Source organism: Chitinophagales bacterium (genome assembly GCA_041392475.1).
In the GTDB taxonomy this organism is placed as follows: domain Bacteria; phylum Bacteroidota; class Bacteroidia; order Chitinophagales; family UBA2359; genus JAUHXA01.
Map to the genome: position 1 here is coordinate 93,071 of JAWKLZ010000002.1, position 17,366 is coordinate 110,436.

Sequence of the window (17,366 nt, forward strand, 5' to 3'; positions counted from 1 at the left end):
CCAATATTTTAGAATCGAATTCAAATATTGAAGTATCGAGAACTGTTTATCAGTATGCTTTTTAATTGTCATTGTCATTTATTCATTAGTTTTACCACATACTTCAAAGCTTAATCGTTTCCACTCGTTTGCTCCAATACACATTGTCCACCAATACCAAGAACAGATAAACAGGTGCAATCAATGCTGTACCTGCCCATCCAAAAATAAAGACAGCAGAAAAGCTGAATACCAAGCAAATCAATTGAAGCAAGTTTGCTTTGAAGCCACGTTTCTTAAATTTGAAGGAAAACATGGGAACTTCTGACACCATTAGATAAGAAATCAGGAGAGTAAGCGTGTAAAGAAAATAGAGGTTCAGAATGAATGGTTCAAAGGTAGTAGCATAACGCACATCGTTGATAACCCAAATCAAAGAGGTAATCGCACCCGTAGCAACAGGAGTGGCCAAACCCAAAAACTTTTCGGTTTGCCGTTCATCTACATTGAATTTTGCCAATCGAATAGCCGCACAAATGGACACCAAAAAAGCGGGAGCTAAATAGAATAATTCTATTTCTTCAATGCCTTTTGTTTTTAAATAAGTGATTTCGAGCATTTTGTAGAGTGTAATCCCAGGGACAATCCCAAAGCTTACCATATCTGCCAAAGAATCCAACTCCTTACCGATTGTAGAAGTCACTTTCAACAAGCGAGCTGCAAAACCGTCAAAAAAATCGGCAAAACCAGCGGCCAATAACAAGAAAGGAACGGCAATCAAACGATCATCGAAAGCAGCTACAATCGCCAAGCAACCCAAAAAAAGATTGGTCAGCGTCAGAAGATTGGGAATATATGTTCTCTTAAAGAATTTCACTCAGTTGGGTTTTTCGTTATCTTAAGAACGCTTCAAAAAAACTCTACAAAATCAATTTCATAAATAAGGTGATTTTGAAGTGCATTTTAAATCTTTATTTTCATTTGATTCTTAAAATGGCATACTCACCAGCATCAACTCTTCAATTTCTTCTACTTCAACAGGAATATTTGCCATCAAATCAACAGGGGCACCATTTGTGACTAAAATATCGTTTTCTATGCGGATTCCCAAATTTTCTTCTTGGATATAAATTCCTGGCTCACAAGTAAAAATCATTCCCGCTTCCATAGGGCGGTAGCGATGTCCTACATCGTGAACATCTATGCCTAAGAAGTGGGAAGTGCCGTGCATAAAATATTTTTTATACAAAGGTTTGTCTTTGTCTTGATTCGCAACCGCTTTTTTGTCCAATAGTCCCAGTTGAATCAATTCAGATTCTACAATTTTAGCGACTTCCTCATTGTAGTCCTTTAAGGTGATACCAGGTCGCAGCATTTTTGTAGCTTCGTTTTTGATTCGCAATACTGCATTGTAAACTGCTGCTTGCCGCTCGGTAAAACTGCCATTGACAGGAATCGTGCGGCTCAAATCGGCTGCATAGTTGGCATATTCTGCTCCAAAGTCCATCAACAAAACGTCCCCATCTTTGCATTGTTTGTTGTTGTCAACATAATGTAGGATGCAAGAATCTCCACCCGAAGCAATGATAGAAGGATAAGCTGCACCTGTGGCACGATTGATTAAAAACTCATGTAGAATTTCAGCTTCAATTTCATATTCATATACCCCTGCTTTTACAAACTGCAATACCCTTCTGAAGGCTTTCTCGGTAATATTGCAGGCGTGTTGAATCAGTGCTATTTCCAAATTAGATTTCACTGCACGCAGTTCGTGTAGGATAGGAGCAGCACGATAATATTGGTGAAGGGGATATTTTTGTCGAAGTTCATGAACAAAACGCATTTCTTTATCCAACACAGGAGAGGGAACTCTGCCATGTTCATTGAGATTGAGGTAGCAGTTTTCTGCCAAAAACATCAATTCGGGGAGATAAGTCCAAAGTTGGTTTGTCCAAAAGATTTTATCTATGCCAGAGGTTGTCTTCGCTTCTTCAATCGAATATTTGTGCCCTTCCCAGATAGTAAGCGTTTCGTTGGTGCTGCGGATAAACAGAATTTCCCGCATTTCTTCACGGACGCAATCTGGAAACAAAATCAAAATGGTCTTTTCTTGATCAATGCCTGACAGATAAAAAAGATCTGGATTCTGACGAAAAGTGTGGTGACTATCCGCACTGCGGGGCATTTCGTCGTTGGATTGGAAAATGGCGATAGAGTTGGGCTTCATTTTGGCAACAAAGCGGGCTCTGTTTTCTTTGAATAATTTATTGTTGATAGCCTCGTATTTCATGTAGGAGATTGTTTGTAAATTGATTTACAAGTTTACAACAATTCTAAAATCTTTCAAACTTTTGATTTTTTTTCCCTTTTTTTATTTTTTTTTGAAACTATTTATAAAAGAACTCCGTAAATATAATTGTGTAAACAGTAAAGCTTAAAGAGTTAACATTATTTCAAAAAATTACCATTTTTGGACCTTTCTATTTCAATATAGAAAGGTTTTTTTTTGCCATCTTCGATGCCTTTTTTTAGCTCTCCTTTATTAACCATTTGAAATCCAATATATTAATTGCCTTTTGTTATATTATTCAATCTTTTTGTTGAAATATGAAACTACTGTGACAAAAAAGGCGTATATGAAGATAAAGAATAACAAGTCCCAAAGCCCATGAGAAACTTATTACTTTTATTAATCACCCTTTTTATCTTCAATACTGCATATGCAGATTGTGATTTAAGCCCCAAATTTTCGTATGCTACCAAGGGCTTGAAAGTTAGTTTTGATAACAAATCGAAAGGAGATTACAACGAAATGGAATGGCAGTTTGGAGATGGAACAACATCCTTTGACAACCATCCCAAACATACTTATGAAGAAGCAGGTATTTATGTTTTCTCATTGACGATTTCTAACAATGAAGGATGCAGCGAAACCTTTGAAGGTAAAGTTTATGTGTTTAACATTCAGCACAAAAGAGAAACAAAACCAGTTGAAGAAGAAGTTGTAGAACACGTCAATGTATTGGCAAGTCTTAGCAACTATCCTAATCCTGTTTCTACGCACACTACCATGTCTTTTGAAGTGAGTGAATCGGCAGATGTTCAAATCAATCTGTATGACATGATGGGAAGATTGATTGACATAGTGATGCCTAAGCAAAATGTATATGCAGGACGACATGAATTAACCTACTATCGTCGAAACTACATCTTGCCAGGTACTTATCTTATCACAGCAATCAGTGACAATCGCAGATGGACCCGAAAGATGATTGTACAATAGTATTGGTCGGAAAGTAATAATATCAAATCATTTTTTGGGAAAATAAAAAGGGCAGTCAATTTTGACTGCCCTTTTTGCGTTTTTGCATCTTACTCCACCGTCACCGACTTCGCCAAGTTTCGAGGTTGGTCCACATTGCAGCCCCGCATCAGCGCAATGTGATAGGCTAGCAATTGAAGGGGAATAACCGATAAAATTGGAGTCAAAGGCTCCGCTGTTTCAGGAATTTTCACCACAAATGGGATTTCAAGGTATTGCGAGTATTTATATATGTGGAGCATTAGTGATTCCTTATAAAAAGAAACGTGCTAAAAAAAGTGTCAATAATGAACTAACAATCGAACAAAAACAATATAACAAAGAAGTAGGTAAGCAACGTATTGCAGTGGAGCATAGTATTGGAGGAATGAAACGTTATCAGATATTAGTTAGAAGAAATCGTTGTAAATCTAATATTCACGTCAATGATATTGTAGTAATATGTGCTGCTCTCTGGAACTTTTCTATTACTACATAAGTAATTAAAAGTCAATTTACAGCAAGTCTATTAATAATCGAATCAAAATGATTAAAAGAAGAGCCTTTGGCTTTGATGATTTTGAGAGGTTTAGGAGACGAATTTTAGTCGAATTTATGGATTTCCACTAAAACCTTCTATGAACCTGAAGTACAAGTGTTTGACTGCTGGTGATAGCCCAGTGAACCATACAGGCAACACCATCGAAGGTATCAGTAAAGTTCATGACCATTATACCGTGGTGGTGGATTATAAAGGTATGGAAGTCAAGTTGTTTTTTGTTAGGTATACTAAACGAAGCAAATGGAGACTTTTACTGACTACCCAAACAAGCCTTCGTTTTACTCAGGCTATGGAAATCTATGCTATTCGATGGTCTATTGAGGTCTTTTTCAAAGAAGTAAAGCAACTTTTAGGTATTCAAAAATGTGCTTCCAGAGATTTTGATGCTCATATTGCTCATACCACTTTAACTTTGATTCAATATGTTATGTTGAGTTTGCATAAACGCTTTTCAGATTATGAAACGATTGGCGGCTTATTCAGAGCTATCAGAGACCAATATATTCAAGCAACGATTGCTCAAAGGCTGTGGCAAATCATGATTTCTATTCTCACACGATTGGTTCAAAAGATAGAATGTGATATGGAACTGGTCTTGCAGTTAATTATTCATGACAACGATTTCAGGCAATTATTTTCGGGTATGGTGCAGCTTAAAGTACAAGATGAATAGGAGATAAGCATTTGTTAAGAACCTAAATGGAAAATACAACTAAGTGTCTTATTTACAATTATTTATAATCTATCAACATCTATAAATATCTTATATTAAAACATAAAAACAATTAACTAACAAATGCTTACTTTTTTAAGTAGCGATGCGAAACTTAAACTAAATACATTCAAATAATTTGATGTGTAGTAAAATTTAGCAACGGTTCGATGTTATCGTTTGAAGTCGGGTATGTGTTGGGGTTTGGAAAGGTGCGTTGAAATACCTATTTTTACTACTTAATTTTCCTCATACTTACCAACAAGTAATATCGGATATGCGAAAGTGGTCTATGAGTGAATTGAACCGCCTGTCGGTCAATGAATTCAAAGAAACAGTCAAAACACCTTTGATCATCATTTTAGACAATGTGCGAAGTGCTAACAATATAGGTTCGGTATTCCGAACGGCAGATGCTTTTGCGTTGGAAGCCTTGCATTTGTGTGGCATCACTGCCTGCCCTCCTCAAAAAGACATTCGCAAAACGGCCTTGGGTGCAAGCGATTCGGTTCAGTGGACCTATTGGAAACAAACCGTTGAAGCAGTGCAGTCATTGAAGGCTGAGGGCTACCAAGTCATTGCGATTGAGCAAGCGGAAGGCAGCATTTTTTTGCAGGATTTTGCAGTTGAGCCACAGGGTAAATACGCTATTATTTTTGGGCATGAAGTGAATGGAGTAAGTGATGAGGTGATGGAATTGGTGGATGCGTGTATCGAAATTCCTCAATTTGGCACCAAACATTCTCTCAACATTGCGGTCAGCGTGGGCGTAGTTGTATGGGATTTGTTTGCCAAAATAAAGTTTTCCTAACCGACCAGATATTTGTTAGCAACGCTTCAAAAATAACTTTACAAATTCATTTCATAAATAGCTGATTGCAAAGTATATTTTTAATTTTCATTTGTTTGTTACCATGCCTTTCACAACACCCGTTCCATATCGCCCTTCCCTTTTTCGACGTTGGCTGAGTTATGTTTGGGAACAACAGATCCAAACGACCAGCAGTGTGTTCAATCCCTATTTGGAGGTGAGTTTGAGCAAAGGGCGTTTTCAGTTGAGCACCGAAAATGCAACCTATTCTTTTGAGGATTTGTATGACAACTACTTCAAAAGCTTCAACAAATACCATGTAGAAAAGTACCAACTGCAAAAAGTGTTGATATTGGGCTTGGGTTTGGGAAGCGTGGCTTCGATGCTTTCAAGTCGGTTTCAGCAAAACAAAACGCACTTTTTTGCAGTAGAAATTGATGAAGTTGTAGTCGAATTGTGTCGCCAATACCTTGACCCAGAAGTATCAAAGCGATTGACCATTTTTTGTGAGGATGCCTACGATTTTGTGGGGCGTGATGATTTGCAATACGATTTGATTGCAGTAGATATTTTTTTGGATGATTTAACGCCTATGAAATTTAGAAGCCTCGATTTTCTGCAAAATTTGAAGCGACTGATGCGTCCGAATGGGCTGCTTTTCTACAATACGATGACGATTTCCAATAGCTCTTACCTTCAATCGCACCATTTTTTTGAAGAACGTTTTTTACCCGTTTTTCCGAATGCTGAAGTGTATCAAATGGAAGCGAATCGGATGTTGGTAGTTGATTCTAAAGTTTAATTGAATTAGAAAATAGTATGATTGCTCCAAAACTCATCACAACCGCCGATGGTTCTCATTCGCTTTTTGTTCCCGAACTCAACGAAACTTATCACTCCAAACATGGAGCTATCCAAGAATCGAATCATGTATTCATTGAAGCGGGGTTGAAGTCTGATGAAGTAAACCTGCAATTGAAGTCGATAGATACAACATTGAAGGTTTTGGAAATGGGTTTTGGCACAGGTTTGAACGCTTTTTTGACCCTTTTTACCTTTCCCCAACGCATCATTCACTACACAAGTTTAGAGGCTTATCCAATTGATTATGAAACGGTACGGAAGCTCAATTACGCTGATTTATTTGAACAGGAAGGAGGAAGAAAGATTTTTGAAGCCTTGCATGATTGTGCTTGGAACGAACCTGTTTCGATTACTCCTAATTTCCAATTGACTAAATTGCAGCAAAAATTGGAGGAGGCGATATTGCCGCCCCATCACTTCAATGTGGTGTATTACGATGCTTTTGCGCCCGAAGTGCAGGCGGAGTTGTGGACAGAAGAGGTTTTTGAAAAAATCTATGCGTCTATGCAGTCGAACGGCATTTTGACTACTTACTGTGCGAAAGGAGTGGTGAAGCGGACTTTGAAGAAAGTGGGCTTTGAAGTAGTGGGATTGCCAGGCCCTCCGGGGAAAAGGGAGATGACGAAGGCGGTGAAGCTCTAGTACAGCATAAAGTAAATAAATGGCAACTTAAAAATTTCAACATCAAACTTCATACATCATGTAATCCTAAATATCACATCTGCCTGATAATGTATGCAAAACAGTTATTGAATATGGTGTATATATGATGTGCGATAGACAATATTTGATTTTGATTTGTATCATAATTACTAAACAGCTACCGTTTATCTAATTTGAATACAAGAATTAAAAGAGCAACTTAATGGAATTACTTGTCGCCATAGTGACCATAACAAGATGCAATCTCAAGGTTCTCATCTTCAATCCTATAAATGAGCCGATGTTTTGGTGTAATTCTTCGAGACCACCATCCCGATAAATCTCCTTTGAGGGCTTCTGGTTCACCAATTCCAGTGTAAGGGTTTTCCATGATGTTCAAAACCAATTCCCATACCTTAGCTAAATATTTCGCATTTTCTTTCTTCAATTTTGGAATATCTTTTTTGAATTGGTCTGATAAGATGATTGGATAAGACATGAGGCACTTTTATTGTTGAAGCAAGTGATGTAAGTGTTCTTTTGTGGTTGTTTGAACAACAGTCGCTTTGTTTTCCATTGCCGTGGTTGCTGCCAATATTCTCATGCTATTTAAGTAGTTGCTTTCATCTTCTTCCTTTGGATACCATAAATTTATGAAAATGGCATAAGCACCGTACCGAACGATAGTTTGTTTCAAAAATGGAATCAATTCATTTTTAATGCGGGATTTGCTAAAAGAAATTTCATCTGTCAAAATCAAATCTGCTAAAATCAAAGCAAATTCTAACTTCAAAGATTCATCCATCCATTTTTTTGAATATAGAGGATTTGGGAACAAATAAAAACTTGCTATAATTTTATCTGACAGGGAGGAAGTAGTAGTTGTTTGGTTCAGTTGGCTAAAATTGGAAATATTAGCAGATTCGAAGATTGAATTGGCAATGGTATGGTTTAAAGCCAGAATATCGCTCAAAGTATCATTCAATAAGGGATTTGTTTGGTACTGAATGTTTTTAACGATTTGTTTTTGAATAGTTTGCAAATAATCTGATAGTGGTATATTCTGTTTTGAAGTCCACTCTAAAACATCACATCTTAGTTTGAAAATATTAGGAATCAAGGAGATGGCCACTACTTCTACTCCATCTTTATGAATTCTACTTTTGATAGAATTTACAATATCTTCTACTTTTGATTGAAGTATGGTATTAGAAGGATTGTAAACATTTTGGTGAATACCTACTATTAATTTCCCGACAAGATTAGGAGATGCAAACATAATGTTTGAGTTTTTATGAAAATAAAGATAGGTTACCGCTTAGGTCGCCCCTAAGTGATAACCTATCTTTTAACATCAAAAAATTGCTTAAAGTTTCTGTCTATCAATCAATGATATCAAATCCCGTATAAGGCCGCAACACTTCAGGAACCACAATGCCGTCAGGCGTTTGGTTGTTTTCCAAAACCGTTGCCACGATTCTCGCCAAAGCCAAAGCACTACCGTTGAGCGTATGTGCCAAACGCATTTTTTTGGTTTCGTTGTCTCGGAATCTTAGCATCATGCGGTTGGCTTGAAATGTCTCGAAATTAGAAACAGAGCTAACTTCCAACCAGCGTTTTTGAGCCGCAGAGTAGGTTTCAAAATCGTAGGTCAAGGCAGAAGTGAAAGTAGCATCCCCACCACAAAGGCGCAAGATTCGGTAAGGTAAACCCAGTTTTTGAAGGATACTTTCAACGTGTTGTACCATCTGTTCCAATACTTCATAGGATTTTTCGGGATGCGCCAATTGCACAATCTCAACTTTTTCAAACTGATGTACCCGATTCAATCCCCTAACGTGTGCGCCATACGAACCTGCTTCTCGACGGAAACAAGGCGTATAACCCACCAATTTGATTGGGAAATCTTCTTCCTTCACAATCGTATCTCGATAGATATTGGTCAAAGGTACTTCGGCGGTTGGAATCAAAAACAAATCATCGGCGGTAACATGGTACATTTGCCCTTCTTTATCAGGCAGTTGTCCTGTGGCATAAGCAGATGCTTCGTTCACCATCAAAGGCGGCATGTATTCTTGATAACCTGCTTTGATTGCTTCGTCTAAGAAAAAGTTAATCATCGCTCTTTGCAGTCGTGCACCTTTGCCGATAAAGACAGGAAAACCTGCTCCTGCAATCTTTGTTCCCAATTCAAGGCTCACGATGTTGTATTGTTCAAACAGTTCCCAATGCGGTTTGGCATCTTCACCCAAATCGGGATGTGTTCCATGTTCTTTCACCACCTCATTGTCGTCCGCACCATTGCCCATTGCCACACTTTCATGGGGTAAATTGGGGAGTACAATCAGTGCATTGTGCAGTTTTTCTTCCACCACTTTCAGATCATCCAAATAGTCTTTGATGTTGTCCTTCAGTGAACTTGCCTGCAATTTCAGTCTTTCTGCCTCTTTTCCTTTGCCTTGTTTGTAAAGCATAGGAATTTCCTTTGAGATGGATTTGCTTTCATGTTGAGCAGCTTCCGACACCTGTTGGAGTCTGCGCCTTTCGGCATCCAACGCAATTACTTCATCTACCAATTCCAACTGTTTGAAATTCTTGACCTTCAATCGTTCTTTGACAAAATCAGGCTCTGTTCTAATGAGGTTTATTTCTAACATTCTCTAGAAAAATGAAAAGTTTAAAATATGATAATAAATTAAGGAGGCTATAAAAATGAAAAGTTAATTAATAAGATACTGTATTTCAGCAAATTATTCTTTTTAAAATATCATTTTACTATATGCATCCTTCTAAGAATCGCAAATTACTGCAAAAAAGTTCCAATTTTAAACTTTAACCTTTCCTTTTTTCCTACATCACCTACTTTTTAGAATAGTTCATGGGTGTATTTCTCTTTTATGCTGTCACTGCAATGGCTTCTTGATGCGCTGCAATCATCACCCCTGAAAGTATTCCATAAGCTGTTGCCCAAGCATTTTCTAAATCTTCATTCCATACTTCGCCAAGTCCTTGCTCCAATGTCCATAGTAACGCATTCCCAACAGCCGTATAATGTGCTACTTCAACGCCATAATCAATGTGTCGGACTGCTAACTTTTGGGCGGTAGGAACAATTTGCTCCAATCGAGTTAAGTTGTTCACAATCAAGCCCAACATGGTCATTAGTTTTTTAATTTGCTCAGATAAATCACCTCTGAAAAGATGCCGTAAAGCGGGAGTTTCGTCAAACAAACGTGTATAAAAAATACTTCCTGCGGTGTCCGCAATGGGGGTCACCAATTTCCAAGAATCTTGAATGAGTAAAATCTGTTGATTTGTCATCAGTCTATGTTTTTTAAGGATACAAAAAAATAATTTCGCTCCCATAGACGTATTGCAGTGGTTATTTAGGATAAAAAAAGATTTTAAACTTTACGTTCCATCTCTATGATATGCCGATTATCTAACATTTCTTTCCTTTTATCGAATAATAGCAATCTCATTAAGCATATACTTTTATTTTTGTTGGAAACAAAACGCAAGTAATAGTAATTATTGTAAACGTTCTTTTCTCCATGAAACATTCATGACAGTTGTGTTGTGAATGAATAGTACCCCATTTAAGCTCAGGCTTTTTAGTGTATTCCGAGTGACGAAAATGAGTTGTAAAATTTATTTTCCTATTCATCGGATGAAGTATTGATTGACTTCAATGGATACGCTCATCCGATGATTTTTTTTGAAGGAAATATAGTCAACTTTATAGAGAAACATAAAAATTTTACCCTACTGATTTAAGCACAAAAACCTACAATATCCCCATTATCAACCGCCTCACCAAAGCCAAGCCCATTGTTGCAGAAATACCAATGTTAATCATCCGAGAAGCGGGAAAATTGTAGTGCCTTGTTACCACTTTTTCACGACTTGCCACTGCCAACCAAACCGTACCAACAGGTTTTTCGGGAGTGCCACCGCCAGGTCCTGCAATACCCGAAACGGCAATCGAATAATCGGTGCCAAATTGGAGGATAGCACCTTGCGCCATCTCTTTGACCGTTTCTTCGCTCACTGCACCATGCGCCTGAAGGGTGCTTTCTTTTACGCCCAACACCTTCATTTTTAGTTCATTGGAGTAAGTCACCGCACCGCCCATATAATAAGCCGAACTGCCAGGAATAGCTGTGATTTTGTGGGCAATCAACCCCCCTGTGCAACTTTCGGCAGTGCTCAAAGTGGCGTTTTTTTCCTTCAATAAATTGCCAATCACTCCCTCCAATGTATCGGTATCGTGCCCAAACGCATATTTCGGATACATGATGGCTTTGATTTGGTTGGTGTAATGGCTGACTTCCTCCTTCAATTGGTATTCGTCTAGTCCGCTTGCGCTCAATCGAAGGCGAAGAATGCCGAGATGGGGGAGGTAAGCGAGCTTGATGTGCGGTGGCAGGTTGTCCTCCACGTCCTTAATCATTTCTGCAACAATGGACTCGCCCAAGCCTGCACACAGCGTCGTTTGGTGGATAATGATGGGGGTATTGAACTGTGCTTGTATGCGTGGAATGACTACTCGGCGCATGAAATCTTTCATTTCGTAGGGAACGCCTGGCATCGAAACCAGCACTTTTTCGCCTCGCTGAAACCACATAGCAGCAGCCGTTCCCTTCAAATTGCGGATGACCTCACAGTCTTTGGGTAAGTAGGCCATGCTTTTCACACTGTCCAAAAGCGGACGTTGGCGTTTTTCGTAAAAAGACACCAAATCTGCCATGATTTGTTCGTCCATTACCAACTCAGTATCAAAGTATTCTGCCAGTGTTTTTTTGGTGATGTCGTCTTTGGTAGGACCCAAACCGCCTGTAATCAACACAATTTCTGAGTCATTGAGTGCTTTGTCAACGGCTTGAACGATGTGTTCTTTGCTGTCGCCAATCGACAATATTTCATAGACTTTCACACCGATTTCGTTGAGCTTTTCGCCCATCCATGCGGAATTGGTATCTATGGTTTGACCTATCAGGATTTCATCGCCGATGGTGATGATGGTTGCTTGCATATTTCTATTTGGATTTTTTAACGCTCGCAAAGGTAATTTTTATTGAACATAGAGGTACAAACAATAGTTCGTGCAATTTTTAATGAACACAGAGGCACGGAGGCACAGAGTTTGGGTTATCAAATAATTAGTGAAATAAAATTTATTTTCTAAACTGTTGATAATTAAATTATTGTGATTTTTACACGAACTATTGACAAAGACACAGCGTTTTATTTGCGTTTGTAATTTGAATTGAACTTTCACTACATCTCCAACTGCTGCTCCAAAAACCTTCTTCTTCCCTGCATCAATTCCAAAATTCCGACCGATTTAGTGTTGCCATCCAAATTTTCGGTAGTAGCAAGGTTGTTTTTGAAGGCTTCAAAAGAATAGAGTTTGTTGGGGTCATTTTTGACTTCTACTTCAATGATTCGCTGCAATTCTTTTGCACGTTCTGCATACCAGCCACTTGTGAAATTTTCGGACAAGATGGTTTCCATGAAGGTGATGTATTTTTGGCGGTAAGCAGGTTTTTTTAGGAGTTGGTGAATCAGTGGACGTTGGGGGTTGTTTTCATGCAAAAACGGGTCGAGGTTCTGCATTTCATAGAGCGATAAGGAATTTTTTTGACCACTGTGGTTGAAGCCTCCAAATGCCATATTCAAATCCCAAACAAGCGGCTGAAATTGCCCTGTTGCGTCTTGATAGAGGTAATAATTGTGGGAAAACAAACCCGAATAACTATCCAAATTGATAACAACACTATTGAAGGCCAAATACTTCAATGTGGCATCCACATTCAAAACCGTAGCGATTTTGTCAGGTTCGTTGTTCAAGGTATAAATCATTTTGAGCAATTCTTTCCAATCGTTTTCGGATTTGCTCTTCAATTGGAACTTTATTTCATAACATTTGGGATTGTCGCCAATATACTCCAATGTGGCCCCTTTCAATGTTTTGCAGCCCGATGCTACTGCTTTGCTTTTATCGGTATTGCATTTGAAGAAAGGTTGTTTTTTCCCTTCTCCAAAATACCCCTTCAAAAACTTGCTGTCAATGGATTCTACATTGGTATATAAGCCATGATACTTGCCATTGACATACACTTTGGCAAAATTGGCTTTTGGAGCAGGCATGTATTTTCGAGCGATTTCATAAGCCAATACTTCTCTCACAAAGCTGGGATCTCTAAAAGCATTCGACAACTTAACCGTTTCGTTTTGTTGGTAGTTTTGGTCTTTGATTTTGTAGTCCAATTTGATGTTGAAAGGCTTTTTTTGTTCTACCGCATTGAAGGAACTGTTGCCTTTGTAGCGAACGCCTACACTATCAAAGACTTCTCCGTTGATGCTGACCTTCACCAACAAACGTTCCTCTCCTTTTTCCTTCAAACTCGTCAATATTTCGTGCCAATTGGACTGCGAAAAAGTAAGGCGAATCTCTTGAATTTTGTTGGCATCGTAGAAATCTTGGGCGGATAAGTAGGTGCTGGCAAATAGAAATAAACAGGTGACAATGAAATAGATATATCGATTCATAATGGGGTGCTTTTGAAGTGAATTGAGGTGTAAAATACGGATTCTTATTTGTTCTTTTATAGCGTTGAGTGGGAAATTGTAAGCAAAGTTACTTTTCTATGCAAAATAAGACCAACACATATTTTTAGAAAAATCACTTTTCAGTAAAAAGTAATTTTAAGTTTCGCATCGCTACTTAAAAAAATAAGCATTTGTTAGTTAATTGTTTTTATGTTTTAATATAAGATATTTATAGATGCCTATAAGTTATAAATAATTTTAAATAAGTCACTTAGTTATATTTTTCCATTTAGGTTCTAAACAAATGCTTATCTCCTATTCATCTTGTACTTTAGCTGCACCATACCCGAAAATAATTGCCTGAAATCGTTGTCATGAATAATTAACTGCAAGACCAGTTCCATATCACATTCTATCTTTTGAACCAATCGTGTGAGAATTGAAATCATGATTTGCCACAGCCTTTGAGCAATCGTTGCTTGAATATATTGGTCTCTGATAGCTCTGAATAAGCCGCCAATCGTTTCAAGCTTTTCTATTGAAAAGGTTCATAAACTCGGGCTAAAGCATCTACAATATTATTTTTTTTCAGTAGGCTTTTAATTTCGTGTACTTTTTGTATCTTGCAATCAGGCAGCATAATTTTTGTATTTTGTTTATAGTGAATCAAATATACATATTTTATGCTGTTTTTCCTCTTTAACAAACAAGTTAATTTTCTTCAAAACACTTTGTATGTAAATAAATTATAAATATTTATTTATAGTAATTATAGTGACGAAAAAGTGCTTTCCTTAAATGGAATTCGAGATTTAGGAGAGTAATTCACAAAGATTTAGCTCATTTAAGCCGATTGCATATAATTGTTTTAAGCCTCTTTTTCAGTAAAAAAGTAGGTGCGAAACTTAAGTAATAATAGCCCTATAACTTTTGCTAATACAAGTTTAAGAATAATAGGTAGTAACCCTGGGATGCAATCAGTTAATACAGTTGTTGTTGTAAAATAAATTATATATTCACATGAAATCAAAGGATAAGAATATTTTAAGAGGTAAGGTGATTTCAAAGTTATATCCATATTACGAGGAAAAAGGATTTATATTTAAAAAGACAATCGCTAATTTTGTTAAGAATGATTTTTGGGTTCTTTGGGGGGAAGCGAGTACGCATATTGATTCTTTAGTATTTAGACCTCAATTATGGGTATTCAATGAATCCATAAAAAGTATAATGATAAAGGTTTTTAATAATAAAAACCAATTGAATAGTGTAATTCATCGAGGTCAAAGTAATGAGTTTGCTCAAGAAATGGGAATAAAAAAATTTAAAAACTCTCGTTATAATTATAAATCTGAAGGAGGAGAATCTTATTTCTATAACATAGAAATGGAAACGAATTTATCTCCTATCATCGCAGATCATATTGATTTTATGGACAAAGTTGGTATACCTTTTTTTGAAAAAAATAATACTTTGAAAGGTATAGATGAATACTTGAATAATAGAATACTAAAATTGCCATGGGAAATTCTTAAAGAGAATAATTTAAGTAACCTTCTGGTTCATCCTTTGCATAAAAGAGAGGTTCTGTCAGGGATAATTGCAGCACATCTTATTGAGAACCCTAGATTAAAAGAATTGACAGATAAGTATATCTATATATTTAATGAAAATAACTACATCTTAGATGATTTAAAAAAGATATTACTTTTTTTTGAAGATTACCAAAAACCTATATCAATTTAAAAAACCAACCAAAAAAAAATGAACAAAATAATCACCCTTCTAATCCTCAGTAGTTTACTATTCGCTACCTCTTGTAGCAAAGACGAGGAGAATCCGAAGGCGGAATTGTTGAGCAGTACGGCTTGGAAGATAGTGGCGGGCTCGGTAGGTGGTTTGGAGGAAAGTCTAAGCGATTGCGACTTTGACGACCGCTACTACTATCGTTCGGATGGTACGTATGAATACAACAATGGGGCGGAGAAGTGTTTTTCGGATGACCCCGAGGAAATTACTTGGGAGTTAGCGGAGGACGGCACTCAAATCCATATTGTAGCAGGTGGTGACGACCAAAATGTGGACATCCTCGAACTGACCGAAACCCGCTTGGTTTGGGAGACGAGTAGTTTTTTTGGGACATTGAGGCAGGAGTTTGAGGCAGTGGAGTAGGATGTTGAAAAACAGAATGTTATTTTAAAAATAGTTTGGTTTACTACGGTTATGGAAATTTGAAGAAGTACCAAAAATCTCTATGTATCTCTATTTATTTGTGAACATTTTAAAATTAGCAAGACATGAACAAACTTTTTACACTTATTTTTTTGGTTTTTTGGCTGCTACCTCCGATTGGGTGGTGGGTCAGGAGATGGTGTTGGTGAAGGAGGATATTGGTACTGTAAATAACCTCAATTTACTTGCTTCAGAACAGATTGATGATCAGTGGTTTTTTATGGAAGCCGATGCTGCTAATAATGATTTATGGCTAACTGATGGCACTGAAGAAGGAACAAAAAAACTATTGGAAGACAATGTTTTTGCATTTCGTTCCAGAGCTCATTTGTATATGGGAAGTTATCAAGGAATGTTATACTTCGCAGCAACAGATGCCGAGCATGGAGTAGAAGTTTGGCGGTCTGATGGAACTGTAGAAGGTACAAAGTTTTTTGCAGATTTGGCAGAAGGTACGGAGAATAGTCACCCTGCTGGTTTTGTAGAATTAAATGGACAATTATATATATGGGCATATATAAAGAAAGAAGATGGTGCTACCTATAGTCAAGTATGGCGAACGGACGGAACTAATGTTGAAATGATAAAAGAGATTTCTGTATGTGAAAATACCTTCAATGATTATGAATTTACTTTGAAGGAATACACAATTAATCAAAATGATATTTTATTCACATTAGGAGCAGAATCAGGTGGTGTCCAGTTTTGTCTATGGAAAACAGATGGAACTTCCGAAGGAACAATGTTGGTTACGGAAACAAGTACAGCAGATGGTCCAGTAGGGCTAATTACGGCAGAAAATAATATATCCTATTTTATTGCTATTGCACAAGTAGAAAATTTAATTTCCAACTTTTTATGGCGTTCAGATGGAACATCCTCGGGAACTTATCCTTTAAAACCAGGTGTTGGAGTAAGGAAAGCAGGAAATCAGTTATATTTTTTTTATCAGCCTGATTTTTTCGATGATAACATTGAAATTTGGGTTACAGAAGGTTCAGAAAATACTACTAATTTAGTAAAAATACTGCCCTTGCCTTCTTATGGTAGTTTAATAGGATTTCAAGAGAAGTTATTCTTTGTTTTTGACGATGAAGAACATGGTCGGGAATTTTGGGTGTCCGATGGGACTGAAACTGGAACAACTATACTTACAGATATTAATGTGGGAGAAGGGGACAGCAATCCCCGAAGCTCAATTGTAGTAGGCGATTATTTGTATTTCATTGCGAATAAAAATGTTGAGAAATTTCTAAAACCATATCAATCTCATCATATTAATCCCGTAGATTTGTTTAATGATGTTGGTGGAACAGAAAGTACTTTTTTGTTTATGTTTAAAACTTTGGAGGATAAGATGAATAGTAGTACAAATTCAGTTGAAAAAGCAAATTTAAAAAAGAAGTTAGAATTGAGGAGAGATTTTTTTGGAGGGTTTGAAAATGGAATTATGCTTCCTCATAAAAGAGGAGTGAATACAATTCATGCTTCACATCCCAACTATACTACGAAAATTAGAAATCATATGAAAGCTGAAAAGGAAAAATTAGAAAAGACAGGAGATTACGATGATGATGAGTTATTGGCTGATGCATTATTTAAGGAGGCAGAGAAAATTGCCAAAGGAATCAGAGAAGAACTTATAGAACAATGTTTATTAGGAAATAAAAATGTAAACGAAGTATTGGATAATTATACTTTTTAAAAA

19 protein-coding genes are annotated in these 17,366 nt (G+C 37.1%); 9 read left to right on the plus strand and 10 right to left on the minus strand.

Annotated features, from left to right (window positions below):
* Positions 1 to 103: 103 nt before the first annotated feature.
* Together R3E32_13885 and R3E32_13890 are read right to left on the minus strand one after the other, a co-directional pair.
* The gene (locus R3E32_13885; protein ID MEZ4885818.1) at positions 104 to 856 is read right to left on the minus strand and encodes a CDP-alcohol phosphatidyltransferase family protein; all 753 of its coding nucleotides are present in this window, start codon (positions 854 to 856) and stop codon (positions 104 to 106) included.
* A gap of 111 nt (positions 857 to 967) precedes the next feature.
* Complete coding sequence (locus R3E32_13890) at positions 968 to 2,269, minus strand: aminopeptidase P N-terminal domain-containing protein (protein MEZ4885819.1); 1,302 nt, start codon at positions 2,267 to 2,269, stop codon at positions 968 to 970.
* Between the two features lie 378 nt (positions 2,270 to 2,647).
* On the opposite strand from R3E32_13890, the gene R3E32_13895 reads away from it, so the two are divergent.
* Positions 2,648 to 3,262 (plus strand): PKD domain-containing protein, encoded by a 615-nt coding sequence (locus tag R3E32_13895; protein MEZ4885820.1) that lies wholly within the window; start codon positions 2,648 to 2,650, stop codon positions 3,260 to 3,262.
* Positions 3,263 to 3,351: 89 nt separating this feature from the next.
* Here R3E32_13895 and R3E32_13900 read toward each other — a convergent pair whose 3' ends face one another.
* Positions 3,352 to 3,495 (minus strand): hypothetical protein, encoded by a 144-nt coding sequence (locus R3E32_13900; GenBank protein ID MEZ4885821.1) that lies wholly within the window; start codon positions 3,493 to 3,495, stop codon positions 3,352 to 3,354.
* Positions 3,496 to 3,500: 5 nt separating this feature from the next.
* Between R3E32_13900 and R3E32_13905 the strand changes: the two genes are divergently transcribed.
* The 5 genes from R3E32_13905 to mnmD all read left to right on the plus strand — a co-directional run bounded on the left by R3E32_13905 (position 3,501) and on the right by mnmD (position 6,871).
* Positions 3,501 to 3,779 (plus strand): transposase family protein, encoded by a 279-nt coding sequence (locus R3E32_13905; GenBank protein MEZ4885822.1) that lies wholly within the window; start codon positions 3,501 to 3,503, stop codon positions 3,777 to 3,779.
* 139 nt (positions 3,780 to 3,918) lie between these two features.
* On the plus strand, positions 3,919 to 4,515 hold the full coding sequence (locus R3E32_13910) for a transposase (GenBank protein ID MEZ4885823.1): 597 nt from the start codon (positions 3,919 to 3,921) through the stop codon (positions 4,513 to 4,515).
* 316 nt (positions 4,516 to 4,831) lie between these two features.
* Positions 4,832 to 5,365, plus strand: coding sequence for an RNA methyltransferase (locus R3E32_13915; protein MEZ4885824.1), 534 nt, complete (start codon positions 4,832 to 4,834; stop codon positions 5,363 to 5,365).
* Positions 5,366 to 5,468: 103 nt separating this feature from the next.
* A complete protein-coding gene (locus tag R3E32_13920; GenBank protein ID MEZ4885825.1) occupies positions 5,469 to 6,167 on the plus strand; it encodes a methyltransferase domain-containing protein in 699 nt (232 codons plus the stop codon).
* A 17-nt stretch (positions 6,168 to 6,184) separates the two neighbouring features.
* Complete coding sequence (gene mnmD, locus R3E32_13925; GenBank protein MEZ4885826.1) at positions 6,185 to 6,871, plus strand: tRNA (5-methylaminomethyl-2-thiouridine)(34)-methyltransferase MnmD; 687 nt, start codon at positions 6,185 to 6,187, stop codon at positions 6,869 to 6,871.
* Between the two features lie 229 nt (positions 6,872 to 7,100).
* Here the strand turns inward: mnmD and R3E32_13930 are convergent, their stop codons facing one another.
* From R3E32_13930 to R3E32_13960, 7 genes are all read right to left on the minus strand, one after another.
* The gene (locus R3E32_13930; protein ID MEZ4885827.1) at positions 7,101 to 7,370 is read right to left on the minus strand and encodes a Txe/YoeB family addiction module toxin; all 270 of its coding nucleotides are present in this window, start codon (positions 7,368 to 7,370) and stop codon (positions 7,101 to 7,103) included.
* A 9-nt stretch (positions 7,371 to 7,379) separates the two neighbouring features.
* Positions 7,380 to 8,150 carry a hypothetical protein gene (locus tag R3E32_13935; protein MEZ4885828.1) on the minus strand — a complete coding sequence of 257 codons (771 nt, stop codon included), beginning with the start codon at positions 8,148 to 8,150 and terminating at the stop codon, positions 7,380 to 7,382.
* Positions 8,151 to 8,253: 103 nt separating this feature from the next.
* Positions 8,254 to 9,528, minus strand: a complete 1,275-nt coding sequence (gene serS, locus R3E32_13940; protein MEZ4885829.1) for a serine--tRNA ligase — start codon at positions 9,526 to 9,528, stop codon at positions 8,254 to 8,256.
* A gap of 238 nt (positions 9,529 to 9,766) precedes the next feature.
* Entirely contained in the window at positions 9,767 to 10,192 is a 426-nt protein-coding gene (locus R3E32_13945; protein MEZ4885830.1) for a globin family protein, read from the minus strand.
* 466 nt (positions 10,193 to 10,658) lie between these two features.
* A complete protein-coding gene (locus tag R3E32_13950) occupies positions 10,659 to 11,906 on the minus strand; it encodes a competence/damage-inducible protein A (GenBank protein ID MEZ4885831.1) in 1,248 nt (415 codons plus the stop codon).
* A gap of 245 nt (positions 11,907 to 12,151) precedes the next feature.
* The gene (locus tag R3E32_13955) at positions 12,152 to 13,426 is read right to left on the minus strand and encodes a CotH kinase family protein (GenBank protein MEZ4885832.1); all 1,275 of its coding nucleotides are present in this window, start codon (positions 13,424 to 13,426) and stop codon (positions 12,152 to 12,154) included.
* 308 nt (positions 13,427 to 13,734) lie between these two features.
* The gene (locus tag R3E32_13960; GenBank protein ID MEZ4885833.1) at positions 13,735 to 13,875 is read right to left on the minus strand and encodes a hypothetical protein; all 141 of its coding nucleotides are present in this window, start codon (positions 13,873 to 13,875) and stop codon (positions 13,735 to 13,737) included.
* A 571-nt stretch (positions 13,876 to 14,446) separates the two neighbouring features.
* Here R3E32_13960 and R3E32_13965 point away from each other — a divergent pair.
* The 3 genes from R3E32_13965 (at position 14,447) to R3E32_13975 (ending at position 17,363) form a co-directional block, all read left to right on the plus strand.
* Entirely contained in the window at positions 14,447 to 15,172 is a 726-nt protein-coding gene (locus R3E32_13965) for a hypothetical protein (protein MEZ4885834.1), read from the plus strand.
* Between the two features lie 18 nt (positions 15,173 to 15,190).
* On the plus strand, positions 15,191 to 15,598 hold the full coding sequence (locus tag R3E32_13970; protein ID MEZ4885835.1) for a lipocalin family protein: 408 nt from the start codon (positions 15,191 to 15,193) through the stop codon (positions 15,596 to 15,598).
* A gap of 82 nt (positions 15,599 to 15,680) precedes the next feature.
* Positions 15,681 to 17,363 (plus strand): hypothetical protein, encoded by a 1,683-nt coding sequence (locus R3E32_13975; GenBank protein ID MEZ4885836.1) that lies wholly within the window; start codon positions 15,681 to 15,683, stop codon positions 17,361 to 17,363.
* The last annotated feature ends 3 nt before the right edge of the window (positions 17,364 to 17,366 follow it).

Bases quoted from the DNA above. Each gene is read 5' to 3' on its own strand.
- R3E32_13890 (MEZ4885819.1), bottom strand. From the start codon at position 2,269: ATGAAATACGAGGCTATCAACAATAAATTATTCAAAGAAAACAGAGCC.
- R3E32_13895 (MEZ4885820.1), top strand. From the start codon at position 2,648: ATGAGAAACTTATTACTTTTATTAATCACCCTTTTTATCTTCAATACT.
- R3E32_13905 (MEZ4885822.1), top strand. From the start codon at position 3,501: ATGGGATTTCAAGGTATTGCGAGTATTTATATATGTGGAGCATTAGTG.
- R3E32_13910 (MEZ4885823.1), top strand. From the start codon at position 3,919: ATGAACCTGAAGTACAAGTGTTTGACTGCTGGTGATAGCCCAGTGAAC.
- R3E32_13915 (MEZ4885824.1), top strand. From the start codon at position 4,832: ATGCGAAAGTGGTCTATGAGTGAATTGAACCGCCTGTCGGTCAATGAA.
- R3E32_13920 (MEZ4885825.1), top strand. From the start codon at position 5,469: ATGCCTTTCACAACACCCGTTCCATATCGCCCTTCCCTTTTTCGACGT.
- mnmD (MEZ4885826.1), top strand. From the start codon at position 6,185: ATGATTGCTCCAAAACTCATCACAACCGCCGATGGTTCTCATTCGCTT.
- R3E32_13930 (MEZ4885827.1), bottom strand. From the start codon at position 7,370: ATGTCTTATCCAATCATCTTATCAGACCAATTCAAAAAAGATATTCCA.
- R3E32_13935 (MEZ4885828.1), bottom strand. From the start codon at position 8,150: ATGTTTGCATCTCCTAATCTTGTCGGGAAATTAATAGTAGGTATTCAC.
- serS (MEZ4885829.1), bottom strand. From the start codon at position 9,528: ATGTTAGAAATAAACCTCATTAGAACAGAGCCTGATTTTGTCAAAGAA.
- R3E32_13945 (MEZ4885830.1), bottom strand. From the start codon at position 10,192: ATGACAAATCAACAGATTTTACTCATTCAAGATTCTTGGAAATTGGTG.
- R3E32_13950 (MEZ4885831.1), bottom strand. From the start codon at position 11,906: ATGCAAGCAACCATCATCACCATCGGCGATGAAATCCTGATAGGTCAA.
- R3E32_13955 (MEZ4885832.1), bottom strand. From the start codon at position 13,426: ATGAATCGATATATCTATTTCATTGTCACCTGTTTATTTCTATTTGCC.
- R3E32_13960 (MEZ4885833.1), bottom strand. From the start codon at position 13,875: ATGATTTCAATTCTCACACGATTGGTTCAAAAGATAGAATGTGATATG.
- R3E32_13965 (MEZ4885834.1), top strand. From the start codon at position 14,447: ATGAAATCAAAGGATAAGAATATTTTAAGAGGTAAGGTGATTTCAAAG.
- R3E32_13970 (MEZ4885835.1), top strand. From the start codon at position 15,191: ATGAACAAAATAATCACCCTTCTAATCCTCAGTAGTTTACTATTCGCT.
- R3E32_13975 (MEZ4885836.1), top strand. From the start codon at position 15,681: ATGTATCTCTATTTATTTGTGAACATTTTAAAATTAGCAAGACATGAA.